Annotated in this window: 16 protein-coding genes; 10 read left to right on the forward strand and 6 right to left on the reverse strand. The window is 60.7% G+C overall.

The genetic code is table 11. The annotated features are described in order from the left end of the window. Positions 1-17 precede the first annotated feature (17 nt). The 3 genes from ACKVY0_RS27045 (at position 18) to ACKVY0_RS27055 (ending at position 1,623) form a co-directional block, all read left to right on the forward strand. Positions 18-209, forward strand: coding sequence for a hypothetical protein (locus ACKVY0_RS27045; RefSeq protein WP_409217989.1), 192 nt, complete (start codon positions 18-20; stop codon positions 207-209). A gap of 74 nt (positions 210-283) precedes the next feature. Then, positions 284-688 (forward strand): hypothetical protein, encoded by a 405-nt coding sequence (locus ACKVY0_RS27050; RefSeq protein ID WP_409217990.1) that lies wholly within the window; start codon positions 284-286, stop codon positions 686-688. Positions 689-744: 56 nt separating this feature from the next. After that, positions 745-1,623 (forward strand): MlaE family ABC transporter permease, encoded by an 879-nt coding sequence (locus tag ACKVY0_RS27055; protein WP_409217991.1) that lies wholly within the window; start codon positions 745-747, stop codon positions 1,621-1,623. 430 nt (positions 1,624-2,053) lie between these two features. Here the strand turns inward: ACKVY0_RS27055 and ACKVY0_RS27060 are convergent, their stop codons facing one another. From ACKVY0_RS27060 to ACKVY0_RS27075, 4 genes are all read right to left on the reverse strand, one after another. After that, on the reverse strand, positions 2,054-2,278 hold the full coding sequence (locus tag ACKVY0_RS27060) for a hypothetical protein (protein ID WP_409217992.1): 225 nt from the start codon (positions 2,276-2,278) through the stop codon (positions 2,054-2,056). A gap of 185 nt (positions 2,279-2,463) precedes the next feature. Then, positions 2,464-4,602 carry a polyphosphate kinase 1 gene (gene ppk1 / locus ACKVY0_RS27065; protein WP_409217993.1) on the reverse strand — a complete coding sequence of 713 codons (2,139 nt, stop codon included), beginning with the start codon at positions 4,600-4,602 and terminating at the stop codon, positions 2,464-2,466. Beyond that, positions 4,577-6,133 carry a hypothetical protein gene (locus ACKVY0_RS27070; protein ID WP_409217994.1) on the reverse strand — a complete coding sequence of 519 codons (1,557 nt, stop codon included), beginning with the start codon at positions 6,131-6,133 and terminating at the stop codon, positions 4,577-4,579. Before ACKVY0_RS27070 ends, ppk1 begins: the two co-directional genes overlap by 26 nt. A gap of 6 nt (positions 6,134-6,139) precedes the next feature. After that, positions 6,140-7,168: an ROK family protein gene (locus tag ACKVY0_RS27075; protein ID WP_409217995.1), complete on the reverse strand. Its 1,029-nt coding sequence runs from the start codon at positions 7,166-7,168 to the stop codon at positions 6,140-6,142. Positions 7,169-7,326: 158 nt separating this feature from the next. Here ACKVY0_RS27075 and ACKVY0_RS27080 point away from each other — a divergent pair, with 158 nt between their 5' ends. Then, on the forward strand, positions 7,327-7,719 hold the full coding sequence (locus ACKVY0_RS27080) for a hypothetical protein (RefSeq protein WP_409217996.1): 393 nt from the start codon (positions 7,327-7,329) through the stop codon (positions 7,717-7,719). Position 7,720: 1 nt separating this feature from the next. Next, positions 7,721-8,161, forward strand: a complete 441-nt coding sequence (locus tag ACKVY0_RS27085) for an HNH endonuclease (protein WP_409217997.1) — start codon at positions 7,721-7,723, stop codon at positions 8,159-8,161. Positions 8,162-8,201: 40 nt separating this feature from the next. On the opposite strand, the gene ACKVY0_RS27090 is transcribed toward ACKVY0_RS27085, so the two are convergent. Then, positions 8,202-9,461 (reverse strand): acetylxylan esterase, encoded by a 1,260-nt coding sequence (locus ACKVY0_RS27090; protein WP_409217998.1) that lies wholly within the window; start codon positions 9,459-9,461, stop codon positions 8,202-8,204. Positions 9,462-9,540: 79 nt separating this feature from the next. On the opposite strand from ACKVY0_RS27090, the gene ACKVY0_RS27095 reads away from it, so the two are divergent. After that, complete coding sequence (locus ACKVY0_RS27095; protein WP_409217999.1) at positions 9,541-10,899, forward strand: lysostaphin resistance A-like protein; 1,359 nt, start codon at positions 9,541-9,543, stop codon at positions 10,897-10,899. Positions 10,900-10,937: 38 nt separating this feature from the next. Here ACKVY0_RS27095 and ACKVY0_RS27100 read toward each other — a convergent pair whose 3' ends face one another. Beyond that, positions 10,938-14,135, reverse strand: coding sequence for an efflux RND transporter permease subunit (locus ACKVY0_RS27100; protein ID WP_409218000.1), 3,198 nt, complete (start codon positions 14,133-14,135; stop codon positions 10,938-10,940). A gap of 477 nt (positions 14,136-14,612) precedes the next feature. Here ACKVY0_RS27100 and ACKVY0_RS27105 point away from each other — a divergent pair, with 477 nt between their 5' ends. The 4 genes from ACKVY0_RS27105 to ACKVY0_RS27120 all read left to right on the forward strand — a co-directional run bounded on the left by ACKVY0_RS27105 (position 14,613) and on the right by ACKVY0_RS27120 (position 25,941). After that, on the forward strand, positions 14,613-15,338 hold the full coding sequence (locus ACKVY0_RS27105; protein ID WP_409218001.1) for an RNA polymerase sigma factor: 726 nt from the start codon (positions 14,613-14,615) through the stop codon (positions 15,336-15,338). Positions 15,339-15,381: 43 nt separating this feature from the next. After that, positions 15,382-19,098 carry an SUMF1/EgtB/PvdO family nonheme iron enzyme gene (locus ACKVY0_RS27110; RefSeq protein WP_409218002.1) on the forward strand — a complete coding sequence of 1,239 codons (3,717 nt, stop codon included), beginning with the start codon at positions 15,382-15,384 and terminating at the stop codon, positions 19,096-19,098. A gap of 99 nt (positions 19,099-19,197) precedes the next feature. After that, positions 19,198-25,641, forward strand: coding sequence for an SUMF1/EgtB/PvdO family nonheme iron enzyme (locus tag ACKVY0_RS27115; protein WP_409218003.1), 6,444 nt, complete (start codon positions 19,198-19,200; stop codon positions 25,639-25,641). Positions 25,642-25,680: 39 nt separating this feature from the next. Beyond that, a complete protein-coding gene (locus ACKVY0_RS27120; RefSeq protein ID WP_409218004.1) occupies positions 25,681-25,941 on the forward strand; it encodes a helix-turn-helix domain-containing protein in 261 nt (86 codons plus the stop codon). Positions 25,942-26,524 lie beyond the last annotated feature (583 nt).

The raw sequence follows: 26,524 nt of genomic DNA on the forward strand, positions 1-26,524 counted from the left end.
CCGTTGGAGGATGCAGCATGAACCCGGAGAAATTTGCAGCTCAAATGCGTCAGGCACGCTTGAAGTCGCCCTTGAAAACACGCGCCGAGGCGCTGCGGCAATTCGCCGAGGTGGAGGTCTATTTGCAGCGACACGCCTTGCTGCCGAAATCGAAGCTCTCCGGCTTTAGGCAGAAAGTAGCGGAGGGTTTTGCACCTTCGAAGATCTGACCCGGCCGCCAGATGCCTTTGGTTTCGAGCACGAGGTCTGGTTTCCGAAATCTGGCGGTGAGAATCCGCGTGTGTTGAAGGCCACCTATGCCAATTCGTTCGGGGTGCTGCCGGATGGCTGCGAAGCAACTCCAGTCGGCTACCTTGAACGGCTCCAACTCCAGAATCGTGTCTTTGGTGATGCCATTGAACTGGAAGGCGTGATGGAACCCGGCTTTGCGTTGATTCGAGTCATCACATCACAGCAGGCGATCCAAGGCAGGCCCGCCGAGCTGGATGAAATTGAGATATTCTTCAGCCAGCACGGCTTCAAGCGCTGCTTCTGGCGTGGAAAAAGCGTCTGGTTTCGCCGCCTGGACCGGGTGATCTGCGCCGACACGCACGGCGGCAATGTGCTCGTGACAAAAGGCGGCGACATGGCCGCCATTGATGTTCCCGCCATGCTTGCGCCTGACGATTTTGAGCAACAAGCAACATGAGGCATGTGGCGGACTCCCCAAATCGACTCCGCCGTCGGTGCGCTTTGAGATGATGGGTGCGTGACGAAATCGGCACCACGCGTTGTCTTCACGCGACGCGAGCACTCGACATCCATCTGCGGATGGAATCGCTGCGACGCATGGAATGGCTGGCCTTGGTGGGCAGGGTTTTTCTTGGCGTGCTGTCCTCGCTCGGTCAGATCGCCGCCTTGATGCGCGAACTGGGGCTCGGCCTGCGCAGTGGCGTATGGCGGCTTAAACTCGTGGCGCAGCAGATCGTGGCGATTGGTTATGGCTCGCAGTTGGTCGTGGTGGTGACCGGTGCCTTCACCGGCGCAGTGTTTGCCTTCCAGTCGTATGCGAAGTTCAAGACGTTCGGCATCGAATCGAGCGTCGGGGCGATCGTTTCGGTGGCGCTGTGCCGCGAACTCGGGCCGGTGCTGGCAGGATTGATGGTGTCTGGGCGCGTGGGCGCGTCGATGGCGGCGGACATCGGCACCATGAAAGTCACGGAGCAGATCGACGCGCTGCGCGTCATGGGCGTGCATCCGGTGGACTACCTCGTGCTGCCGCGTTTTCTCGCGATGGTCATTTCCATGCCACTGCTCGTGGCGGAGAGCATTGCGTTTGGCCTGATGGCTTCTTGTGCGCTCATCGTGTACGGTTTTGATGTTCCGAGCGGCTGGTTCTGGCAGCACACCATCGACCACACCGACGTGCTGGACGTGGGCATTGGCATGTTCAAAGGCCTCGTATTCGGCATCATCATCACGCTGGTTAGTTGCCACCAGGGGCTCATCGCCGAGAACGGTGCCGTCGGTGTCGGCCTGGGCACGACTCGCGCCGTGGTGTTCTCATCACTGACGATTCTGATCTCGAACTTCTTCCTCACCATCGCCCTCGACTACGTTTCGCCGATGGGGAGTGGCGGGTGAGAGTGCCGCTTCATAGCTTGGTATTCCGCTGCCGAGTTTAGAGCTTCTTCGGCACCATCCAATCCGAGCCATGCCCTTCCGTTTGCCTTGGCGTATTCCCCAGCTCTTTTCTGCCAGCTATTTGAGCGGCTGTCCACAGTGAGGGCAGGTGGCTACCACGGTAAATGATTTCATCGGGACCATCTTCCCACAATGTCCGCAGGGCCGTCCCTTGCGCTGGGTCATCCAGTAAATTTCTTCGGCGACATAGGCCACGGCCAGGAGCAGTGCCATCACCAATCCGGCAACCCACTTCGGCGACAACTCCGGTGCCGTTTTCATCAAAAGCAGCGCCAGGAGCACCAGCGGAAAGCCGAGGAGGTGCTTCCAAAGTCGATAGTGCTTACTCATCGTCTGCTCAGTTGTGTCGCAATGCGTCGCGGCCCGAAGTTCAGCGGAGGTAGATGAACACGCCGAGCCCAAGTGCCGTTAAAACAGCGCCGGAGGCAGTGATCAGAATCTGGCGTCGCAGCGGGGGTGACGCCTTCCGATACAGGCCCACCGTCATGAAGATCGAATAGAGGCCGATGCCAAGATAGGCCAGCAGGGTAAAGTTGTTTTGGGGAAGCAGGCACGCCATGAGCGTGATGACGGCCAAAAGGAAGTAGTGAAGCATGGGGTCGGGATTCGGTTTTGAAGATCAATCAAGCACGACGGCGATTAGGAGGGTAGATCCAGCCCCGGCAGTCCGTCCACGATCTTCATCGTCTCCAGGGTCACAGGAAAGGGGCGTGCGGCGATTCGTGACAGCCGTGGCTCGGGCAGCATTGGCCGATGAGAGTGGGCGAGGTGCGCTCAGTTTCACTTCGGCGTATGCGGCACCAGCACATCCGGCGATTCATTCGCCTGACGGGCACGCTTGGTCATTTCGCGGGCAAACTGCTCCTGGGAGCGGTGGGCCTTAGCGGCGGTGACGTGGGCGAGGTGCCAGGTGCCGTCGGGTTTGAGGGTGCGGCCACGGGCGGTGTCGGCGAAGTGGGTTTCGAGGATGTGCTGGAGGCGTTTGCGGGCCTCTTTGTCTTCGACGGGCGTGAGGAGTTCGACGCGCTTCGAGAGATTGCGGTTCATGAAGTCGGCGCTGGCGATGAAGACGGCGGGCTTACCACCCTGGCGGAACCAGAAGACGCGGGCGTGCTCCAGATAGCGGTCGATGATGCTGACGACGCTGATGTTTTCGCTGATGCCTTTGATGCCGGGGCGCAGGCAGCAGATGCCGCGCACATTGAGGCGGATCTTCACACCGGCCTGCGAGGCGTCGTAGAGCGCCTCGATCATCTGGCGGTCTTCGAGGGCGTTCATCTTGAGCATGATCTCGGCGGCGTCGCCCTGGCGGGCGCGTTCGGTTTCGCTGCGGATCATGGAGAGCAGGCGCTCGCGCAGGCCGTAGGGGGCCATGCTGAGCTTGTTGAAATGCACGAAGCGTGAGCGGCCGGTGACGGTGTTGAAGAAGGTGGAGGCATCAGCGCCGAGTTCCGCACGGCAGGTGAGCAGGCTGATGTCGGTGTAGAGCTTGGCGGTGGCTTCGTTGTAGTTGCCGGTGCCAAAGTGCATGTAGCGCGTCATGTGGCCGGATTCGCGGCGCATGACGAGGCATACTTTGGCATGTGTCTTCAAACCGGCGACGCCATAGATGATTTGGGCACCCGCATTGATGAGATCGGCGGCACGTTCGAGATTGCGTGCTTCATCGAAGCGGGCTTTCAGCTCCACGAGCACGGTGACGTGCTTGCCAGCCTGTGCGGCACGAATCAACGCGGAGATGATGCGGCTGTTCTTCGCGGTGCGGTAGAGGATCTGTTTGATCGCGATGACGTTGGGATCGGCGGCGGCTTCTTCGACGAGGGCGAGAATGGGGTCGAAGCTCTCGAAGGGGTGATGCAGGAGGATGTCACCGCGTTTGATGGCGTCAAAGATGCTCTCGCCGGGCGTTATGGCGGTGCTGAGATGGCTGTCCCAAGATTCGACCTTCAACTCATCAAAACCGGAGATGCTGGCGAGCTGGAAAAAGGCGCGGAGATCGAGTTCTCCCGGAACTTCATACAACTGCGCGGTGCGTGCGCCGCACAGGTCGCGAATGATGCGCGTATGCTCGCGTGAGGCGCCGGCTTCGATCTCGATGCGGATGGCAGGGCTTTTGAGGCGCGCTTCGAGCACTTCAGCCATTTCGCTGGCAAGGTCGAATGCGCTCTCGTCATCGACGGTGATGTCGGTGTTGCGGCTGACGCGAAATCGCGCTGGCGCGGAGACTTTTTCGGAAGGGAAGAATTCGCCAATGAAGAGTGTGACCACGTCTTCGAGGTTCACATAAAGGTGCTGGCCGCCCTCGGGGTCAGGAACCGCCACATGACGCGGCAGATTGGCCGGCAGCGGCAGCAGGACGTGGCGCTTGTCATCGCCGCTCACGGTGCAGAGCAGCACGATGTTTAGCGCCGGAATGGCCGCACGGGCACCCGCGTCATCGATCACCACGGGTGAAAGCACCGGGGAGATATGCTCGGCAAAGTACTCGCGCAGTTGCGTGCGCTGCACGGGGGTGAGGTTGTCGATGGGAAGACGACGGATGCCTTTTTCGTGCAACAACGGCACCAACTGCTGCTGCAGGATGTCATACTGCCGTGCGATGAATAGCGCGGCCTGCTGGTGAATCTGCTCCCACTGCTGGGTGGGCGTGAGGCCGGCGCTGTCACGCGCGCGCAGGCCCTGCTCACGCAACAACTGCAAACCGCCGACGCGGACCATGAAAAATTCATCCAGGTTCGAGGCGGTAATGGCGAGGAACTTCACGCGTTCGAGCACGGGCAGCGTGCTGCGCGCGGCTTCGTCGAGCACACGGGAGTTGAACGCGAGCCAGCTGAGTTCGCGGTTGATGAAATGCTCCTCGGTCAGGCGCAGCTTCGGCGGTTCGGGCGGTTGTTCAGGATTTGGCGAGGGTGATTTCATAACCGTAGATTTCACGGAAGAGGTCGCACTTCGAGTTGATGGCGATCTGCTCGACGGTGGTGTCATCCACGCCCTGGGTGAGGACGTTGAGGCGTGCGCCGTCGGGGCGGAGCTGGATGGATTTGATGCGTTGCGCGTGGCTGCGGTCGAGTGAATCGGCCAGACGCAGCAGGGCGGTGAGCTTGAGCACGATCATGCGCTCTTCACGCGTGAGGTCGGAGAAGCTCGGGTGATTGGGCTCGGGATTGTAGCGGCGATGGTAGCGTGCGAGCAGCGCGACCATGACGCGGTCCTGCGTGCTGAGGCCGAAGATTTCAGAGTTCAGCAGAATGTAGAGGCTGTGCTTGTGATGCTCACGCGGGCTGATGAACATGCCGACTTCATGCAGCGTGGCGGCGATGCGGAGGACGAGTTCGTATTTGGAGTCGAGATTGTGAAGATGCTGCAACTCACGAAAAAGCTGCTGGGAGAAATGGGCGACGTGATCGGCGTGCTTGCGGTCGGTTTTGTAGCGCACACCGATTTCGGACGCGGCCTGCATGACTTCCTCCTGGAAGATCGCGGTGCGTGAGCCGGAGGTCATCAAGTCGAGCATGAGTTCGAGCTGGAAGTCTCCTTCCGGAACCCAAATCGCGTCATCGCCGAAGCGGCGTGCGAGCGCGAGGTTCGTCTGCAATGCGGGAACGATGCCTTCGCCGCCGGTGTAGTGAACATGGAGCTCACGCACGAGTTCATCGGGCGTCAGGCGCGCGAGTTTGTCGGTGAAGGTGGAAAGATCGTCCTCGCGCACGAGGTGCGCGCCATGGCGTGCTTTGCCGAGACGTGGGGCGATGCTTTGAATCTCCGCGCCGATGGCGACGTGATGGTCGATCTTCACACCGGAGTAATCCTGCGCGAGATGATCGACGACGCCGCGAATGTGTTCTTCGAGATGCAGCATCTGCTGCTGCGTTTCATCATCGGGCGTGGCGACGGCTTCGCGTGCGCGGAAGATGCCGAGGCGATAATTGCTGTAGGCGGCAAGGCGGCCCTGCTGGAAGTAAATCGCGCGCGTGTTGCCGGGGCCGATGTGAGTGACGAAGGTGTTGCCTTTGGCGAGCGTGGGGTTCTTCAGCAGCATGCGCTGCGCGATTTGATAGACCAGACGCGTCATGTTGCCGTCGTCGATGAGGCTGGGTGTGACGCCGCTGTGAACCTGAAGGCGGTTGAGGAAAATCTCGTGGTTCGAGGCCTCGGCGAGAATGTTCGAGGTGAACAAGCGCAACTGCGAAGGCGGGATGCCGTACTCGCGCATCGTTTGAAGATAATCGCGCAGGATGGCGGCCGCTTGATCGACGGTGCTGCGGGTGATGCTGCCGGAGCGGAAGGTGTCGCGTGCGACGGGCAGCGGCTTGTCGAGGCTCTCGATGCGGATGAACTGGCCGCTGGCATCCTTGCGCCCGATGACGAGGGAAACGGACGCGGCACCGACGTAGATGACGGCGTGTTCCGGCGGTGGAGCCATCGCTGCTGCTGGAAGTGGGTCGCTCATGCGTGGTTACTTCTTCTCATTGCGCAACCATGCCACGGCGCCGGCGGCAACGGCCTGACCACCGAGCTTGGCGAGCGAGTAGCGAATGCCTTTGGCGAGTTCGGGGATGGCGTAACGTTCGACCTCTTCCTTGAGCAGGTTCAGGTAAAGACCGGGCAGTTCTTCCACCAAACCACCACCGAGTGTGATGCGGTCAGGAGCGAGCAGATTAACGACGGTGGCGACGCCCATGCCGAGATAGCGGATGGAATTGCGGAACATGATCATCGCCGCGTCATCGCCACTGCGGAAGGCATTGGCGAGCGCCTTGCTGCGGATGCTGCGGAGCGCACCTTCGGTCTTTTTATCGAGTTCCGGCATCTGACCGCGATAGCATGCCAAACCGGCCTGCGACGCGAGCGCAAGGCGGCTGGTGAGATCTTCGAGTGCAACAACACCGAACACCGGACTGCCGATGTGCGTGCCGGGAAGGAGCAGATTGCCAAGTTCCATGGCGGAAATGGCGCGGCCCATGACGAGCTGGCCGTTATAGACAAAACCGGAGCCAACGCCTGTGCCAGGGAACACTCCGAGCAGCGAACGTGCGCCTTTGCCAGCACCCAGCACATACTCGCCATACGTTCCTGCATCGACATCGTTCAAGACGGCCACGGGGGCCTTGAAAATGGTCTGCAGCAGCTTGCGCAGCGCCATGTTCGTCCAGCCGAGGTTCGGCGCGAAGATGAGGATGCCTTTCTCAGGATTTACGAGACCGGGGCAGCCGATGCCGATGCCTTGGATGCCCTTGGGATTCACTCCTGCCTCTTCAATGGCCTCATGGATGGCTTTGACGATCTTGTTGCGGCCTTTGGCGGCACCTTCGGAGCCGTTGGTCGATTTGCGTGAGGAGCCGAGGACGTTGTAGTTCGCATCAAGCACCGAGGCCATCATCTTCGTGCCGCCGAGATCGAAGCCGATCCAGAAGGGCACGTTGCGGAGTTTTTTCGATGCTTTGACAGGCTTGGCCGCCTTCTTGGATGCTTTTTTCGCGGGCATATGCCTGCAAGACACACGGGCTTGGCAGAATCGGCAAGCGACATTCTGCCGGGCGGTGAAATCACTGCCGCTCAATGTCCCTGAGCAGGAATGGTGATGTTCCCTGCAATCCCGAAAAGCCTGATTGCCTGAAATGATTTCGCGGATTAACTCATGACATGCTTGCCATCGCCAAACGCTGCCAGCCGACCTCCAGCGCGATTCTGCGCGATCTCGAAGCCCTGCCGTTTGAGACGCTGAACCATCTCATGCCGCAGATTGAGGCGTTACGGTTGCGCAAACACCCGCTGGTGCTGTCTGCACGCGAAACCTGGCTGATGAAACGCGTGCAGTCCGGCCTGCCTGCGGCGCTGCGTCAAGAGCATGAACTGTTGCTGAACCGCCGTGATGCGGGCGCGCTCACGGCCAGTGACCGTAAACGCCTCAATGCCCTGGTGGCTGAAATGGACGTCCATCAGGCCCGGCATCTGGAATGGCTGATAGAACTGGCCGCCTTGCGCAAGACCTCGGTTGCCACACTGGTGAAGCGGCTCGGTTTGCCAGGACGCTGACATGCCTGCACGGCCACGAGTTTCAGAAAAGCTGCGGCGCGTGGTCTTTGCGCGTGCGGGATTTCGTTGCGAATATTGCCAAAGCTCGGAGGCGTTGTCCGCGAGTCCGTTCGTCGCCGAGCATATCGTGCCGCTGGCGTGTGGCGGAAGAACCAGTGCTGAAAATCTCGCCTGTGCCTGTCATGGCTGCAATCTGCTGAAGGCCGACCACCAGACGGGCTGGGATGTGGTCACGCATCAGGAAGTGTCGCTGTTTGACCCGCGTGCTGACCGCTGGCCGGAACATTTTCACTGGAGTTCCAACGGTCAGGAGATCATTCCGTTCACATCGAAGGGCCGGGCGACGGTTCACCGACTCTCACTCAACCGGCCTGGCTTGCGGAACCTGCGGCGGCTCATGTGTCTGGCGGACAAAGCGTTCCCATTCAGTGGCGCTGAATGAGCCAGCGTGATGAGTGACTGCCAGTTTTGATCACACAGACTCACTTCGCCCAATGCCGTGTGGCGAAGTTCAGGTACTGCGTCCAGTCGTAGTCGGTGACGTCGTGTTTGCCGGTGCGGACGTGATAGCCGATGAAATCGCCGACGGGGGTGTCGATGGCGGGTGGTTCATCGGCAACGATGCCTTTTTTGCCGAACAGCGCACAGACGGGACTGGCGAACTTACCGGAGAGGAACTCGCCTTTGGGGTCTGCCCACGTGTCTTCCACCGCACTGGCGATGTAGATGGGGCGCGGGGCAGCAAGGGCGATGAGCATGTGCATGTCGATGGGACAGGCGGCGGCGTTGTTGGCGTAGCTGGTGTATTTCGGCGTGAACCAGTGCGGGAAGGCCTTGGTGATGATGGCGGTGGTTTCACCGAAGTCGCGACGCATGAGGGCAGCGCCGCCTTCACCGGAGTTGTTGGAGATGACGAAGCCAAAGCGTTCGTCCTGTGCTCCGGCCCACAGCGAAGTTTTGCCGAGACGTGAATGACCGATGACGGCGAGATGCTTGGCATCGACCTGTTTATCTGTTTCGAGGTAGTCTGCGATGCGGCTGAGGCCCCAGGACCAGGCACCGATGGCACCCCACTCACCGTCTTTCCAATCAGTGTTCGCGCCATCCTTGCTGACGGCGGCGCGGAGACCTTCCTTCCAGCCGTCGGCGTGGTCGGGTTCGATGTCGCCGTAGTAGGCGGTGGCGACGGCGAAACCGCGTTTGAGGATCAGTTCGAGCGGCCAGCGGCTGCTTTCAGTGCCGCGTGAGGCTTCGGTGGCACGATTGCTGACGATGTTCTTCTCCTTGTTGTCGCGCTGCCAGCGGGTGTTGAGCGGAACGTCAGTTTCCTGGCTGACGGCATGGTTGCCGCCGAAGCTGAGGCCGACGAAGCAGGGCGCGGACTTGGTGGCGTTTGGCGTGTAGAGCATCACGTCCATGCCGGGCCATGCGGGGCGATTGGGCAACGAGATGTGGATGAATTTGCGGGTGGCGAGGCCGCCGAGGGCGTCAGGCTTCGTGGCGGTGACTTCAAACTTCGGTGTGCCGATGTCGGTGGGTGTTTTGCCGAAGACGTGGTCTTCAAAGAGCTTGAGGATTTCAGGGCGGCGAGTTTTGGTCCAATCCTCGGCGGTGGTGAGTTTCAAATCAGGCAGCGGATCGTTGCCGACTTTGGCTTCGTCGTAGTTCACGCCGGGGCGCGGGGTTTGGGCCTGAGCGACGGTGGCGAGGAGAAGAATGAGAAGAATGAGAAGAGGGCGCATGGTTGGTGAGATGGAACGTGATGGCGGAACAGAATTGTGCGTGCCTTGGCTGGCAAGGTGATGTTTCATGGCCGGATCTATGGAATCCGCCGCTTCACCACCACCGCTGCCCGTATCGAAGCCGTATCGTCATGCAAAGCTGGGACTGGTGCTGGCGGTGTGTGTGATCGCCGCGTGCGCGGTGTTTGTGGTGCGCATGCAGACGGTGCAGCGGGTTGAGGGATCGGCAGGAACGAAGCCGAACCGCATGCTGGAGCTGATCGCACGTTATGCGGTGGGCGTGAAGGGGTTGATGCAGGAAACTGGGCAATGGAATGCGGAAATGACCCAGGCCATGCTGCACGACACGAAGACGCTGGCACGCAACGATGAAGATGCGCTGCGTGTTTTGATCTTGAAGGGCTGGATGGATGACGCATGGCCTGCGGAGGCAGATCTGGCAGGGATTGGAGGGAAAAGCGCAGCGTTGAAAAAGGATGTGGAGGCGCTGGGGCAATTGAAGGCGGCGCAGATAAAACTGGATGACGATGCCTGGAAGCAACTGCATCAGCGGCATGGCTGGATCGCAGATCTCGCTCATGCGCAGACGCTTGCTGCGGATGATCCTACCCGGCAGGCGGTCGTGCAACAGGGCATGGGGACGGCGATGGTGTTGATCGGCGGTATGATGCTGGGAATGCTGGCCGCCGTAGGAGGGCTGGTGATGATGATTCTCGCGATCCTGCGCTGGCGGAGCGGCAAGCTATGTCTGACGCTTGGAAGGAGCAGTCGTGAGCATGGAGGTGTGCTGGTGGAGGGCTTCGCGATCTATCTGGCGCTCTTTCTGTTTCTGCCGTGGCTGCTGCATTTGCTGCCAGTGAAATTGCCACGCTGGGCTGGCTATGGGCCGGCGTTGGTGGCGTTGATCATCGGCATGACGTGGCCGCTGGTGCGTGGCATGCAGCGGCCGTTGTGGCGTGAGTCGCTGGGACTGCATCGGGGGCAGGGCATCCTTCGTGAAGTGGGTGCGGGGCTGCTGGGATGGCTGGCGGCGCTACCTTTGCTGGTGCTGGGCATGATCGCCGCGTCATGGATCATGAAGCTCACGGGTGAGTTTCCATCGCATCCGATTGTGGATGTGTTTGCGGGCGATGGATGGGCAAAACTTGGTGCCATCGTGCTTGCGGTGGTGTGGGCACCGATTTCGGAGGAGGTGATGTTTCGCGGCCTGCTGTTTCCCGGCTTGTCAGCGTGGCTACGCTGGCTGCTGGGCATGCTCACGGGTGCGTTTGTGTTTGCGGTGATTCATCCGCAGGGCTGGGCCGGTGTGCCGGCGATCATGGCGCTGGCGGCCACGTTTTCGCTGCTGCGGATGTGGCGGCGGAGCCTGATCGCCCCGATGATGGCACACGCGCTGAACAACGGCGTCATGTGTGCGATGATGCTGTTGCTCTGGTGAGACGGAGCGTGTTCCGCATTCTGGCGAATGCGGCTACATCACGAAGCTTCGGTGGGCAGTGAAGCCACATCGGGTGCTGTGGGACGTGAGACGAACCAGCCTTTGAGGTCTTCGACGGCGATGTAGCACAGCGGGACGAGAAACAGGGTGATGACGGTGGCAAACAAGCTGCCGTAACCCATGGCGACGGAAACCGGCGTGAGGAATTGCGCATGCGTGCTCTGTGCACCGTTGCTGAAAAAGAACGGGGCGATGTTGGCGAGCCAGGTGCCGTCGAAGATGAGCGGGACGAGGCCGAAGAAGGTGGTGATTTGCGTGAGGAAGATGGCGCGGAAACGCAGGAGGCCGCCGCGTTGCACGGCTTCGCGAATGGGGATGCCTTCTTCGCGGAGATGATTGATTTCATCGACGAGCACGAGCGTGTCATTCACGACGACGCCGCAGACGGCCAGCATGCCGAAGCTGCTCATGATGCTGAGCGGCAGATTGTGAAACAGGTGGCCGATGACAGCGCCGACGACGCCGAAAGGCACGACGAGCAGGACGATGAAGGGCTGCGTGTAACTGCGGAACGGGATGGCCATGAGCGCGTACATGGCGCCGAGCACGAGCAGCAGTGAGACGAGCATTTTCCACGAGCTTTCCTGCTGGGCACGGGCTTCGCCTTCAAAGGTCCAGCGGATGTGGCCGTGGCCGACGAGAAGCTGCTCCATGAAGGCGGTGAGGCTGTTGCGGAGCTGCTCCATGTCGGTGTTCTTCTTGTCCACGTCGGCGGTGATGTTGAGGGCGCGGCGACGGTCCACACGCTTGATGGCGGTGAAGCTTTTGACGACTTTCGCCTCGGCAACGCGGCCAAAGGGCATTTCGAGGCCGCTTGGAATGCGCACGCGCATGGATTCGAGCGTGGCGAGGTTTTTGCGGTCATCGCGTGGCAGGCGCAGCATGACTTTGACCTCGTTGCGGCCACGCTGGATGCGCTGCACTTCATCGCCATAGAAGGACTGGCGCACCTGCTTGGCGAGATCGTTGACGGTGACACCGAACTGGCGGGCTTCGGGTTTGAGGCGGAGCTGGATCTCGCTGCGGCCGGAATCAAGGGTGTCATTGACATCGAAGACGTTCGGGAGCTGCAGCAGGTGCTCTTTGATCTTTTCCGACAGGCCGAGCAGTTCGGTGGGATCGGTGCCGGTGAGCTGGATGTTCACGGGATCGCTGCCACGCATGATTTCAGCGCGGAAGGTGAGTTCCTCGGAGCCGACGATCTGGCCGATGCGTTTGCGCCATTCATTGGACATCTCGACAGTGTCAACCGCCATGGTGCGCTCCTCGGGGCCGTAGGTTTCCATGATGACGGTGCCGACATGGGTCTTGCCGACTTTGTCCATGCTGCTGCCGCGGGTGAAGCTGCCACCGCTGACGGCCATGATGTGCTTCACCACTGAGACGCCATCGGGGGAGCTGTATTCTTTCTGCATCTGCGTGGCGATGTCGTAGATGCGCGCGATGTGGCCGTCGGTGACTTCAAAGGGTGTGCCATCGAGCATGGTGAGGCGGCACTCGATGCGCTCGCTCTGCACGCGGGGAAAGAAGGCGGTGGGGATGCGGCCGCTTTGATAGAAGGCAAACACGAGCAGCAGGCTGCCAAACAGCAGCGCGAGCATGGTATAGCAGTGATTGACGGCGAAACGGATGCTGGGGCGATAGACGGTGTTGATGAACCATTGCAGCGCACGATCAGAGCGATGATGAATCGGAGCGAGGAGATCACCCGCCTTGCCAAGGAAGGGATGCGCGAGGTGACTGGGCAGGATGAGTTTCGTCTCCACCAACGCGATGAGCATGACGACGATGAAGACGATGCCGATGGGCTTGAACATCGCGCCCCAGTCGCTGTTATCCGTCGCCATGGGCAGGAAGGCGATGACGGTGGTGAGGACGCCGAAGGTGATGGGCACGGCCATGCGCTGCGTGCCGGTGATGGCGGCGTCGAGCGGCGACATGCCGCTCTTGCGCAACTGGTCGCAGTATTCGCTGATGACGATGGCGTCATCGACGACGATGCCGAGCACGAGGATGAAGCCCATCAGCGAGGAAAGATTGATCGTGACATCGAGATACGGCATGAGCGCGAAGGCGCCGAGAAAGCTCATCACCATGCCCACGGCGACCCAGATGACGGCCTCCAGGCGCAAAAACAGGCCGACGCAGATGAAGACGAGGATGAGGCAGCTCTGCGCGTTCTGCATCAGCAGGTCGATACGGCCCTTCACGATCTTGGAGCGGTCGTTCCAGTAGTCGAGATGCACGCCGTCGGGCATGCGCTTGTTCATGTCAGTGACGTAGGCTTTGACGCGTTCGCCGATGGTGATGGCGTTCTGGCTGCCTTCACGCATCACCGTGATGAGCACACAGCGCTTGCCGTTGAGGCGTGAGATGAGCTGGTTCTCGTTGAAGCCGTCAATGATCTTCGCGATTTCCCCAAGCGTGACTTTGGTGCCGTCAGGACGCGAGACGACCGGGATGCGCGCGTAGTCCGCGCCGGTGTAAGCACGGCCACGCGTGCGGATGGAAACGTCGCCCGCCTCGGTTTGCACGACACCGGCGGGCAGATCGACGGCACTGCCGCGAATGGCGGCGCTGAGAGATTCGAGACTGAGGCCGTATTTGCGCAGGTTGGCTTCTTCGACCTCGATGGCGATCTCATCGGGTCGCACGCCGCCGAGTTCGGCATGCGAAGTGCCGGGCAGCGCGGCCAAGTCATCGCGCACCTGCTCACCGAGGCGTTTGAGGTCACGCTCGGCCATGTCGGCGCTCAGGATGACGGTGATGACGGAATGGAAGGAGTCATCGACCTGAATGACGGGCTTTTCCGCGAGTGCGGGCAGGTTCGAGATGGCATCGACGCGGATCTTCACGTCATCGAGCACGGTGCGCGGGTCGATGCCCTCCTGCACCTCGATCATGACCATGCCACCGCTGGCGCTGGCGGTGGAGTTCACATGCTTGATGCCGCCGACCTGCTGGATGGCCTCCTCGATCTTCAGGACGATGGTTTCCTCGACCTCGTCCGGCGAAGACGCGGGGTAGGGGACGTTGATCGAGATGAAGCGCGATTTGATGTCCGTAAACACCTCCACGGGAATCTTGTCCTGCCACAGCGTCCACCCGCCCGCGACCATGACGGCGAGCATGAGGAGATTGGCGGCGACGGAGTTGCGGGCGAACCAGGCGATCATGGGGGAACGGTCAAAAAGGGGTCAAGCAGTCAGGAGGGTCAAAGGGGGCGGTCAAGGAAACGGCATTATACCGCACATCGTCAAGATGGGTGAAAATGCATGAATCCCACAGATTCAGATAACCCACAGATTGCATGAGTCTGAAAACAAATCTGCGGGTTTTCTGAATCTGTGGGAAATCACAAAACCCGATGATGCGAGGTATGCCCAACGTCACCATGATTTGTGAATCTTTACTGCGGAGTACTGGAGTCGTGGAGTGCTGGAATGCAGCACTCCAGAACTCCAGCACTCCAGCACTCCCGGGCGAATAGAAATGCCCAAATCCTGATGACGCGCGGTATATGACTGCCACGAATCGCATTGGCTGCGCGAAAAAACGGCTGTCAGCAACACCTCGCATCAGGATTCATGAATCCAGCGTGCTTGGGCGCTTCCCAAGCACCAGTAGATGTGGCAAACGTGGCCCACTTGCCGATGCCACCCGACTCCCGCCATCAAGCCTCCTTCCACACCACTCGCTGGACCCAGGTCCGGCAGGCGAAGGCCGACTCTGACGATGGCCGCAAGGCGCTGGCGGATTTGTGTGACGCGTATTATGAACCCGTCGTCGCTTACCTGCGCTGTGAGCTGCGGGATGCAGACGTGGCACGTGAGATGTCGCATGAGTTCTTTGCGCAATTGCTCGCCGGTGGCGGCATCACCCATGCGGAGCGCGAGCATGGGCGCTTCCGCTCCTACTTGCTCGGCGCGGTGAAGCATTTCCTCGCGCACCAGCGCGAGGCGGCACAGCGCTTGAAGCGCGGCGGCGGTGCCGTGCCGGTGTCGATGGATGAGGATGCTTCGGCGGCGCAGGCCATTCCCGATGCGCGGCAAATCTCGCCGGATGCCGCGTTTGATCGTCAGTGGGCGCTCACCCTGCTCTCACGCGCGCTGGAGGCGGTGCGGCACGAATGCACGGCGGAGGGGCGTGCAGTGTTTTTTGATCAGGTCAAACCCTGGCTCACCGGCGAGGCAGCGCATGGGGATCAGGCTGCGCTCGCAGCGGCATGCAGCATGACACCTGCCGCGTTGAAGATGGCGGTGCAGCGGCTGAAGCAGCGCTTCCGCCAGTGCGTGAAGGCGGAGATCTCCGGCACGCTGGATGACGCCGCCATGGTCGAGGTGGAGATGCAGGTTTTGTTCGCCGCGCTGGCTTCCTGAAAAAACTTCGTTACCTATTGCCGCCGCCGCGTCAGGCATCCTCATGAGCGATTCTTCTGCCCTCCCGAAGTCCTGTCCCAAATGCGGTGCCGAGCTGCCTTCTGAAGCCACCGAGGGGCTGTGCCCGCGCTGCCTGATGGCGGAGGCCATGCAGCCCACCGGTCCCAAGACGCCCGCAGGCCCCTGGCAGCCGCCCTCGGCGGAGGAGCTGCAGAAGCTGCTGCCGCAGTACGAGATCACCATGCTGCTCGGTCGTGGGGGCATGGGGGCGGTGTACAAAGGCACGCAAATCTCGCTGGATCGGCCCGTCGCCATCAAGATCCTTTCCAACGACCTCGAAACCGCCGATGCCAGCTTTGCGGAGCGTTTCAAGAACGAGGCGCGGGCGATGGCGAAGCTCTCCCACCCCGGCATCGTGGCGGTACATGATTTTGGCGAGACACCCGATCACCTGCTCTACATCGTCATGGAGTTCATCGAGGGTACGGACGTGTCACGCATGATTGCCAAGCAGAAGCGGCTGCACACCGAGCACGCGATGGCGATCACCGCGCATGTGTGCGATGCCCTGGCCTACGCGCACGAGCGGGGGATCATCCACCGCGACATCAAACCGGCGAACATCATGGTCGGCTACGACGGGGTGGTAAAAGTGGCCGACTTCGGCCTGGCGAAGATGAGCAACAAGGCTGGCGAGAGCCTGGGCCTGACGCAGAGCGGCATGGCGATGGGCACGCTGCATTACATGGCCCCCGAGGCGCTCATGCTCGGTGCGGGCGTCGATCATCGCGCCGATATTTATGCGGTGGGCGTCATGCTCTACCAGATGCTCACCGGCAAAGTGCCACACGGCATGTTTGAGCTGCCCTCGCTGCAAGTCTCCGGCCTCGATCCGCGCTACGACGGCATCATCGCCAAAGCGATGCGCGAGGATCGTGACATCCGTTATCAAAGGGCGAGCGAGATGCGCTTTGATCTCGATCACATCCTGACGCAGCCGGTGGTGAAGGTGGAATCGGATGCCACGCAGGCTCCGGCGGCACTGCCGACGGAAGCGAGGCCCCAACGCACCGCCGGCCAGCCGTATCGTCCGCCCCAGCCTCAGGTGATCGTGCGTGCGCAGAAATCTAACTCTGCGCGGTTGTGGGTGGCGTTGATTGCAGCATGCGGAGTGGCGGCATGGCTGTTTTTCAAAGGAGGCGACGATTTACAAACGCAGACAGCCGCGTCCGCCAGCCCCACGGGTACAGCCCCAGCGGTGGTCGCAAACACGCCGTCTCCTGCCTCACTAACCGGCGATCCTGCCACCGCCACCAAGGACAAGCCGTTCGTGAACTCGCTTGGAATGAAGTTTGTGCCAATTGCTGGCACCAAAGTGCTCATGTGCATTCATGAGACGAGAAAACAGGACTATGCGGCTTATGCGCTCGAGAACCCAGGCGTGAACGTCGCCTGGCGTAACCAGACTCTTGATGGCGCCAAAGTCATTACCACAGATGATCACCCCGTCTCAGGAGTGACTTGGAAAGATGCCAAAGCCTTCTGTGCCTGGTTGGGGAACAAGGACAAGCTCACCTATCGCCTCCCCACGGATCGTGAATGGAGCTTTGCGGTCGGCATTGCAGAGATGGAAGATGCGGGGAAGACTCCTTATGAACTGCGGGACGGCATCAATAATGTCTGGCCTTGGGGTACCACCTTTCCGCCGAAGCAGCCGTTGGACAACCTCTCGGATGAGACGCGGCGGGTGGTCACTGGCGTCCCTCATGGCATCACAGGATACACCGACGGTTTCCCATACACGTCTCCGGTCATGAGTTTCCCACCTAATTCCAATGGTCTTTACGACATGGGAGGCAATGTCGGCGAGTGGACCGAGGATCTTTTTCGTGGAGACCAACCACAATGGCATTCAATCCGGGGCGGCACTTTTCTGTACACTTCCGCCAACTGGTCGCTCTCCGGGCATCGCACGCATCGCGATTCAGAGAATGCCAGGCTGATCGACTTCGGCTTCCGCTGCGTCATCAATCTTGCCTCCAGTCCGGCATCTGTTGCGACGGTTTCCGCAACAACGGTGTCCCCTGCTCCAGCAAAGACCGCCATAGTAGGAGCCACGCAGGCTCCGCTGATGACGACAGCGAAGCTTGCAGAATTGGCGGCGCAGGAGACAGGACCATTGGCGCTGCCCGTTGGCCCCACGACTTGGACCGACACCAAGGGCCGCAGCATCACGGCGACATTCAAAGCCATCGCCAGCGGCAATGTGCTGCTGGAGATCGCAGGGAAGGTGACGCCGGTGGCGATGAACACGCTGTCTGTCGGGAGCCAGAAGCTGGCGCGGGACTATCAGGAGCAGGCCAAGCCCACCGTTCCCGCCTCCGCCTCAAGCACTTTCGCATTCGCAGAAAAGCCCACTAGCTTGTTTGATGGCAAGTCACTCGACGGCTGGCGCATCGTCGGCAGCCCATCGGCTTTCATCGTCGAAGACGGTGCAATCAAGGCCACAGGGGTTGCTGGCAATTTGTTTTATGTGGGCCAGGGTGCGCCGCCGCCTGCTTTGCTGGATTTCGACCTCAGCCTGAAGGTGAAAACCGGTCCACTGGCGAACTCTGGCATCTTTTTCCACTGTGCCACACTCAGTTCCGGGTATCAGTTTGCCCCACAGGCCCAGATCGCGAATGAGAACAAGGACAGCACCAAGACGGGCAGTCTGCGTGAAGTGGCCAATGTTGCCACCATGCATGCGCACGATGGTGTGTGGTTCGACTACCGCATCGTGATCCAGGGCCGCGAGGCTAGGCTCTACATCGACGGTCAGGAGGTGAACCGCTGGACTCAACCCGCCGATTGGCAACCAACGGGTGGTCGAACGAATTTCCGCCTCGGCTCAGGCACGTTTGGCCTGGAAAGCAGCAGTGGCGAAGCGTGGTTCAAGGACATCCAGTTGAAGATTTTAACACCGTCCTCCAGTGCAGCTACCTCAAGAGCGCCGCCAACTTCAACAATCACAGCCGCCACCAAGGACAAGCCCTTCACCAACACCCTCGGCATGCCATTTGTGCCGGTGCCGGGCACCAAGACACTGTTCTGCATTCATGAGACGCGGAAGAAGGACTACAGGGTCTTTGCGTTAGAACGTTCCGACCTGGACATCACTTGGCAAAACCAAGTCTGGCGCGGCCATCCGGTAGGCCCTTCCGACGATCATCCTGTCACAGGAGTTAGCTGGGACGATGCCAAAGCCTTCTGCGCCTGGCTCTCTACGAAAGCAGGAAACACCTATCGTCTGCCCACAGATCGCGAATGGAGCGCGGCTGTCGGCATAGCCGATCGAGAGCCGGAAGGGAAGACGCCTTTTGAACTGCGTGACGGGGTTCCGGACGTCTGGTCTTGGGGCAGTGTGTTCCCGCCGAAAACGCCCATGGAAAACCTTGCCGATCTGACGCTGCATGACGCGGTCAAAGATGCGAGCTACCTGCCGGGATACACGGACGGCTTCGTCACCACGGCTCCAGTCATGAGCTTTCCGCCAAACTCTCTGGGCATTCATGACCTGGGAGGCAATGTCACCGAGTGGGTCGAAGATTTGTTCGCAGAACCCGGACGGGCTCCCACGGACCGCACCCTGCGCATGGGCAGCTTCATTCTGGCATCGAGCCATTGGTCCCTGGCAAGTCATCGCACAGGTCGCGAACCGCGTGCAACCCACCTCCCCGAACTTGGCTTCCGCGTCGTCCTGGAATTGCCCGCGCCTTGAAGCGCTGACAGGTGAATTCGGCGATGCAGATGCTGTTCACCCCGCTCACATCTTGAAAAAACTTCGTTACCTATTGCCGCCGCCGCGTCAGGCATCCTCATGAGCGATTCTTCTGCCCTCCCGAAGTCCTGTCCCAAATGCGGTGCCGAGCTGCCTTCCGAAGCCACCGAGGGGCTGTGCCCGCGCTGCCTGATGGCGGAGGCGATGCAGCCCACCGGTCCCAAGACGCCCGCAGGCCCCTGGCAGCCGCCCTCGGCGGAGGAGCTGCAGAAGCTGCTGCCGCAGTACGAGATCACCATGCTGCTCGGTCGTGGGGGCATGGGCGCAGTGTACAAAGGGCGGCAGATCTCGCTGGATCGGCCCGTCGCCATCAAGATCCTCTCCAACGACCTCGAAACCGCCGATGCCAGCTTTGCGGAGCGTTTCAAGAACGAGGCGCGCGCGATGGCGAGGCTGGCGCATCCCGGCATTGTGGCGGTACACGATTTTGGCGAGACGCCCGACCATCTGCTCTACATCGTCATGGAGTTCATCGAGGGCACCGATGTGTCCCGCATGATCGCGAAGCAGAAACGGCTGCACACCGAGCACGCGATGGCGATCACCGCCCACGTTTGCGATGCGCTGGCCTATGCGCATGAGCGCGGCATCATCCACCGCGACATTAAGCCGGCGAACATCATGGTCAGCTACGATGGCGTGGTGAAGGTGGCAGATTTTGGTCTCGCGAAGATGAGCAAGGCTGGTGAGACTTTGGGCCTGACGCAGAGCGGCATGGCGATGGGCACGCTGCATTACATGGCACCCGAGGCGCTCATGCTCGGTGCGGGTGTTGATCATCGCGCCGACATCTATGCCGTGGGCGTCATGCTCTACCAGATGCTTACCGGCAAGCTACCGCAGGGCATGTTTGAGCTGCCCTCGCTGCAAGTGGCAGGCCTGGACCCGCGCTACGACGGCATCATTGCCAAAGCGCTGCGTGATGACCGCGAGTTGCGCTATCAAGGCGCGATCGAGATGCGCTACGATCTCGACCACATCCTGACGCAGCCGGTGGTGAAGGTGGAGCCGGAAGCCACGCAGGCACCCGCCGCGTTGCCAACGGAAGCGAGGCCTCAACGCACCGCCGCACAGCCGTATCGTCCGCCGCAGGTGTATGTACCGCCGCCAAAGCCGAAGTCAGCGATGGGTGGAACGCTGGCGTGGCTCACGCTGATTGCCGTGCTGATGGGCGGTGGGTATTATTGGATGAAATCGCAGCAGGCCAAGCCTGCGGGCACAGACCAGCCACAATCAGAGAAAACGGCAGCCGTGCAGACCGCGCCGGAACCGGAGCCGGCCACAGGAACCCAACCGGCGCAGACAACCGCTACTACCACCAAGGCAGTCGTCACCGACCAGGACGGCTGGCGCAGCCTGTTTGATGGCAAAACGCTGGCTGGCTGGAAAGACTCGGTGGGCAAGTGGCGCGTGGAAGACGGCCTCCTGGTCTGTGACGGTACCAGTTACCTGCAAACGAAGGAATCCTTCGGGGATTTTGAATTGGAGTTTGACTGGCGTGTCGGTGCCAATGCCGACAGCGGCGTCAAATACCGGATTGATGCACCCGGAGGTAGAAACGTCTTGGAGTTTCAGATCACCTCGCCGCCACGCACAGGCTCAGGCAGTTTGCAGGATTTGTACCCAGAGTCGCGTGATGCCAGCAACCCCGTGGGGCAGTGGAACACCGGCCGCATTCTTGCCGTGGGCACGCGCTGTGAACATTGGGTCAATGGGGAGAAGATGGGTTCCTACGATCTGGCGGGCGATGACTTTCGTGACAAGCTGAGCCGTCTGGGCTTCGGCGCAGACCATGCCTTCTACGGTCTGGCGCGGCCAGGACCCATCCTGCTGCAAGGATTGAAAGGCCAGGTTGCCTTCCGCAACCTGCGCCTGCGAGTTCCATCTTCCGCCGCACCAGCCTCCACCACAAAAACAACGGCGCCCACGCCACCACCCGCACCACTCACTGGCCTCGATCTCCAGCTCGCGCAGCTTGAGCAGAGCTTTCAAGCGGCGGTGGAACGGGATGCGGGCAGTGCGTTCAAGGCGGCAGTGACGAAGCTGAATGCGGGCTACAATCGGGCGCTGGATGCCGCCATCGCCACGGCCACGAAGTCAGCGTTGCTGGATGACGTGGTGCGGCTCAAGGAAGAACAGGCCGCGATGACGAAACTGCCTACCTCGGCCTTCCCGCCGCCGGATGACGCCCAGACACCCGCCGCGCTCAAGACCCTGCGCACGACCTACCGCAACGCCATCGCCCAATACACCGGCGACTACGCCAAGGCGCTCGTGCCGCTCTACGAGAAGTATGATCAGACCCTGACGACCCTCCAGGCGGAGCAGACCCGCGCCAGCAAGACTCCCGAGGCGCTGCGAATCAAGACGATGGTCGAGATCATGCGGCAGTGGCGTGGCAATGTGCTGGCGAAGGCTGTTACGCAGCCGGGATCTGTCGACATGCAATCACTTGCGAGTGGTCCCGTTATTTCGGTGCGGCCTGGCAAGACTTTCACCAATTCCATTGGCATGAAATTTGTCTCTGTGCCGGGCAGCAAAGTTCACATGTGCATTCATGAGACGCGGAAGCAGGACTATGCCGCTTATGCCGCCGAGAACTCTGGCGTTGACAGTTCTTGGAAAAATGTGGTGATCAGCGGCAAACCTGTCAGCACAGGAGACGATCATCCAGTAACCGCTGTCAGTTGGGAAGATGCCACGGCCTTCTGTGCCTGGCTCAGCAGAAAAGAGGGACGCACCTATCGCCTGCCAAACGAGTTCGAGTGGAATCTCGCGGTTGTGAACGACGTTCCTGACCGAACCAACCTTACTCCTGAGGCGCTCTATAAAATCGTGCGTGGGCAGAGCCCTTGGGGCATGGGAGCACCGCCAGAGAATGCGGGCAAATACCGTGAAACGGGAAAACAGTTTCCCACCACCGCTCCGGTGATGAGCTTCAAACCCAATACCCTGGGCATTTATGACCTCGGTGGCAATGTTTGGGAGTGGTGCCATGATTGGTTTAGCGCTGAACAACGCGAGCGCGTAGCCCGTGGTGCAGCGTACGAGAACTTTGGAGGGGTTCTGAACTCTGGCTGGCGGGAGCCCGCTCAGCCAGCAAGTCGTGATACGGTCAATGATAGAGCACCCTACATCGGCTTCCCTCGCCCCATCGGCTTCCGCTGCGTGGTGGAAGATGATAGCACCCCGAGCACGAGTGCTACGTCAGCCGCCGCAAGCCAAGTGCCCCTGACTCCACCGCCAGCCTTCGTTCCGAGAGTCCCGGCAGCAACAGAACCAGTGATCGCGACCAATGTACAACCCTTCACCAACACCCTCGGCATGAAGTTCGTGCCGGTGCCGGGAACCAACGTGCTGTTCTGCATACACGAGACGCGGCGGCAGGATTACGCGGCCTTTGCGGGTCAGATGCCTGCGGTGGATGGCCGGTGGAAGAACACCACTGAGGAGGGTATCCCCGTTAGCGACAAGGATGACCATCCGGTCGTGAGCGTGAACTGGGACGATGTGCAGGCCTTCTGCGAGTGGTTGAGCAAGAAGGAGGGGAAGGTGTATCGCCTGCCGACTGATCAGGAGTGGTCTTTTGCTGTGGGGATCGGCAATGATGAGATCAGGAATGCGGCAACGACCCCGGAAATGCTCCATGGCAAAGTGGCGGTGTTTCCTTGGGGAACCGGTCTGCCGCCGCCCAAAGGCGCGGGAAATTATGCCGACATCACTTTGAATCAAACCACGGGAAACCATCGCTTCATCCAGGGCTACACCGATGGCTTTGCCACCACCGCCCCGGTGATGAGTTTTACGCCCAACAAGCTGGGCCTCTATGATTTGGGCGGCAACGTCTGGGAATGGGTGAGCGACTGGTGGAACGTTGCCCAAAAAGAACGTGTGCTGCGGGGAGTCTCCTTTGTTCCGCTTGGAGGGCCGGTGTATTCCTCCGCCCGCTGGGCTTCAGCGCCAAACTTGCGCCGCAGCATGTTTGGATTCCGATTGGTGGCGGAGCTTCCCGGCGCGGATTCAACGAGCGTTGTTCCTGAGAAGCAGCAGCTCTTGAGTCCTTCCGCTTCGCAGACGGCCTCTGCCACCAAGGATAAAACCTTCGTCAACACCTTGGGCATGAAGTTTATGCCGGTGCCGATCATCGGTGGGCCGACGAATGGGCAGCGAGTTCTATTCTCCACCTGGGAGACCCGCGTGCAGGACTATGAGGCCTTTACCAAGAAGGCCAACCACCCGTGGCGGCGTGATCTGGATGGCTTTGAATCAGGGCCAACGCAGCCTGCCGTGCATGTGCCCTGGGCGGATGCGGTCGAGTTCTGCAAGTGGCTGACCAAGAGCGAGCAGCAGTCCGGGAAGCTCGCCATTGGCGATGTGTATCGGCTGCCGACGGATCACGAGTGGAGCTGTGCCGTGGGGATCGGCACCACCGAGGACGCGGCGCTCTGGCCCAGTCAGAAGGACCGCCGGCTTAATGATGTGTTCCCTTGGGGCAATGCCTGGCCGCCACCCGCCCAGGCGGGCAATCTCGCGGGTGAAGAGTTGCTCCCTGAGTTTGCCGCAGGCAAATATGGCTACGTGGGAAAGGCGCTGTCAGGTTACCGGGACGGCTTCCCCGTGACGGCTCCAGTGGGTTCCTTTCTTCCTGATCAGAACGGCCTGCACGACCTCTGTGGCAACGTGTCGGAGTGGGTTGATAGCTGGTGGGATGGGGACCAGAAGGAGAAGACGTTTCGGGGTTCCAGTTGGTTGAGTTCTGATCGTGTCCATCTGGGGTCATCGTTTCGTCGGCATTTCAGCAGCCCCGCATCCTTTAACAACATAGGCTTCCGCTGCGTGCTGGTGTCTGCGCGAACGAGTGCCACCTCGACAGCGCCAGCACCCGCTGTTGCACTGTCTATTCCCGCAGCGGCACCAGCCGTCGTGGCCGCCACCAAGGACAAGCCGTTCGTCAACACGCTGGGCATGCAGTTTGTGCCGGTGCCGGGCACGAAGGTGCTGTTCTGCATCCACGAGACTCGCGTTGGCGACTTTGCGGCCTTTGTCGCTGACAGTGGTTATCTCTATGAAGAGGGCGAGATGCCCTTCACGCTGGCAAGTGACGGCTGGAAGCAACGGAACGGCAGCTCCTGGAAGATGCCCGGTTTTCCACAGACAGATACCCATCCCGTGGGCTGCATGAGCTGGGAGGATGCGGTGGCGTTTGCCACCTGGCTCAGCAAGAAGGAACACCGAGCCTACCGCCTACCGACGGACTACGAGTGGAGCGCGGCGGTGGGCATTTCGGATCGAGAAGACGAAGCCGCCAGCCCCGAGGAAAAGGGGGAGAAGCTTGCGGGCATCTATCCGTGGGGCGGCGACTATCCACCGAGGAACATAGTTGGGAACTATGCGGGGGAAGAAGCCAAGGATGCCATGTGGCCCAGTGCCTTTCCGGTGATCAGCGGCTACCAGGATGGCTTCTCGCGCACCTCACCAGTTCAGAGCTTCGCGCCGAACAACCTGGGCATTTACGATCTCGGGGGCAACGTGGTTGAGTGGTGCCAGGATTGGTTGAGCCGCAGGCAGGACCGCAAGGTATTGCGTGGAACTTCTGGGCATGATAGCGCCCCTTATTACTTGCGCTCCTCCTGGCGTGGCGGCGATGCACCCCGACATCGAAATGGATTCAACGGATTCCGACTGGTGGTCGAAGAGCGCAGTTTCACAGGCAGCGACGCGCAGCCGACGACCGTGCCCACCATCGAAGTGGAAGCCGCCACCAAGGACAAGCCCTTCACCAACACTCTCGGCATGAAATTCGTGCCGGTGCCAAACACCAAGGTGCTGTTCTGCATGCATGAGACCCGCAAGAAAGATTATGCCGCGTATGCGGCCGAGGTTCCCGGTGTGGAGCGCACCTGGACGCGGGACATTACACTGGGCGAACGTGGTGACGGGCATCCCGTCGGTGCTCTGGATTGGAGACTCGCCGAGGCGTTCTGTGCCTGGCTGAGTAAGAGAGACGGCATCAAGCATCGGCTGCCCACCGATCGGGAATGGAGCTTTGCGGTGGGGATCGGTAATCGCGAAACATGGTCGAAAGACACAACTCTGGAGTCGCTGAACCTTAAGGTGCGCAACGAATACCCTTGGGGTGCCCAGTGGCCGATGCCGTCAGGAGCTGGGAACTACGGCGACCTCAGCTACCAGGTGAAGTATCCTTCCCAGCACGGCATCGAAGGCTATGACGATGGTTTTGCTACGGCTGCTCCGGTGATGAGCTTCCAGCCCAATCGCTTGGGCATTTACGATCTTGGAGGCAACGTTAAAGAGATGTGTGCGGGCTGGTCCGACCCGCATCAGGACGTGCATGTCTTGCTCGGTTCCGCCTGGGACAACGGCGTCGGCCGCCTCGAATCCTCCTGGCGTGAAGCCGACACGCTCGGCAATGGAACCTTCGACAAGGGGTTCCGAGTTGTCGTCGAACTGCCCGCGCCCTGAAGCGCCGCCCCGTGTTTGATTCTCAATCTGTGGACCGCCATGCCTGCGACTCCTGACAACCACGATGCCCACGACTACGCCGAGCGCTTGCGTGAGCGGCTGCCGCGCAAGCTGCAGGAACTGCGGGAGGCGGCGGGGCTGAGCAAGTATGGGCTGGCGGGGGCTTGTGGCATCTCGCGTGAGTACATCGGTCGCGTGGAGCGCGGGGACGCGAATCCGGCGCTGATTGTGATGGCGCAGATGAGCTATGGCGTCGGGCTGACGCTGAGGGAGTTTGTGGAGCGGCTGGAGGAGGGGTGAGGAGGGGGACTTGGAGACTGGGAGACTGGGAGACGGGGAGACTTGGAGACTGGGAGACTGGGAGACTTGGAGAAGAGGAGACTTGGAGACTGGGAGACGGGGAGACTGGGAGACTGGGAGACGGGGAGACGGGAAGACGGGAAGACGGGAAGACGGGGAGACGGGGAGACGGGGAGACGGGGAGACGGGGAGACGGGGAGGGTGGGCGGCGGTCAAGGGATGTGCGTTAAGAGGTCAAGCGTCGGGATGAGCGGAGCGCGGGGGCATGCTGATGGTGACGGGATCAGGAGGAGCTGAGATGGCGGCGGATGAACTCCGCAGGGGTGATCGGCTGTGGCTTGTAGCCTGCTCCGGCCAGTGGATCAAAGTGGCGGTCCTCGGTGATGACGTCGTCCGCGTCCACGGTGATGGCACAGTCGGTGAATTTGTTGTCATCGGCATCTGCGGTGACGACTTGGAACTGGAACGAGGGACTGGCCCATAGGATCAGACATCCTTACCTCAGAGGAAACTCAGTGAGCCAGTTCTTCTCTGCGACCGTCCATCCTCTGCGGTTACCTGGTTTTAACCGCAGAGGATGGAC

The organism is Prosthecobacter sp. (assembly GCF_046154365.1).
GTDB lineage: Bacteria > Verrucomicrobiota > Verrucomicrobiia > Verrucomicrobiales > Verrucomicrobiaceae > Prosthecobacter.

What these genes read in the sequence shown, in the direction of transcription:
- ACKVY0_RS27045 (WP_409217989.1), top strand. Translation starts at nt 18, where the DNA reads ATGAACCCGGAGAAATTTGCAGCTCAAATGCGTCAGGCACGCTTGAAG.
- ACKVY0_RS27060 (WP_409217992.1), bottom strand. Translation starts at nt 2,278, where the DNA reads ATGCTTCACTACTTCCTTTTGGCCGTCATCACGCTCATGGCGTGCCTG.
- ppk1 (WP_409217993.1), bottom strand. Translation starts at nt 4,602, where the DNA reads ATGAAATCACCCTCGCCAAATCCTGAACAACCGCCCGAACCGCCGAAG.
- ACKVY0_RS27070 (WP_409217994.1), bottom strand. Translation starts at nt 6,133, where the DNA reads ATGAGCGACCCACTTCCAGCAGCAGCGATGGCTCCACCGCCGGAACAC.
- ACKVY0_RS27075 (WP_409217995.1), bottom strand. Translation starts at nt 7,168, where the DNA reads ATGCCCGCGAAAAAAGCATCCAAGAAGGCGGCCAAGCCTGTCAAAGCA.
- ACKVY0_RS27080 (WP_409217996.1), top strand. Translation starts at nt 7,327, where the DNA reads ATGCTTGCCATCGCCAAACGCTGCCAGCCGACCTCCAGCGCGATTCTG.
- ACKVY0_RS27085 (WP_409217997.1), top strand. Translation starts at nt 7,721, where the DNA reads ATGCCTGCACGGCCACGAGTTTCAGAAAAGCTGCGGCGCGTGGTCTTT.
- ACKVY0_RS27090 (WP_409217998.1), bottom strand. Translation starts at nt 9,461, where the DNA reads ATGCGCCCTCTTCTCATTCTTCTCATTCTTCTCCTCGCCACCGTCGCT.
- ACKVY0_RS27095 (WP_409217999.1), top strand. Translation starts at nt 9,541, where the DNA reads ATGGAATCCGCCGCTTCACCACCACCGCTGCCCGTATCGAAGCCGTAT.
- ACKVY0_RS27100 (WP_409218000.1), bottom strand. Translation starts at nt 14,135, where the DNA reads ATGATCGCCTGGTTCGCCCGCAACTCCGTCGCCGCCAATCTCCTCATG.
- ACKVY0_RS27105 (WP_409218001.1), top strand. Translation starts at nt 14,613, where the DNA reads ATGCCACCCGACTCCCGCCATCAAGCCTCCTTCCACACCACTCGCTGG.
- ACKVY0_RS27110 (WP_409218002.1), top strand. Translation starts at nt 15,382, where the DNA reads ATGAGCGATTCTTCTGCCCTCCCGAAGTCCTGTCCCAAATGCGGTGCC.
- ACKVY0_RS27115 (WP_409218003.1), top strand. Translation starts at nt 19,198, where the DNA reads ATGAGCGATTCTTCTGCCCTCCCGAAGTCCTGTCCCAAATGCGGTGCC.
- ACKVY0_RS27120 (WP_409218004.1), top strand. Translation starts at nt 25,681, where the DNA reads ATGCCTGCGACTCCTGACAACCACGATGCCCACGACTACGCCGAGCGC.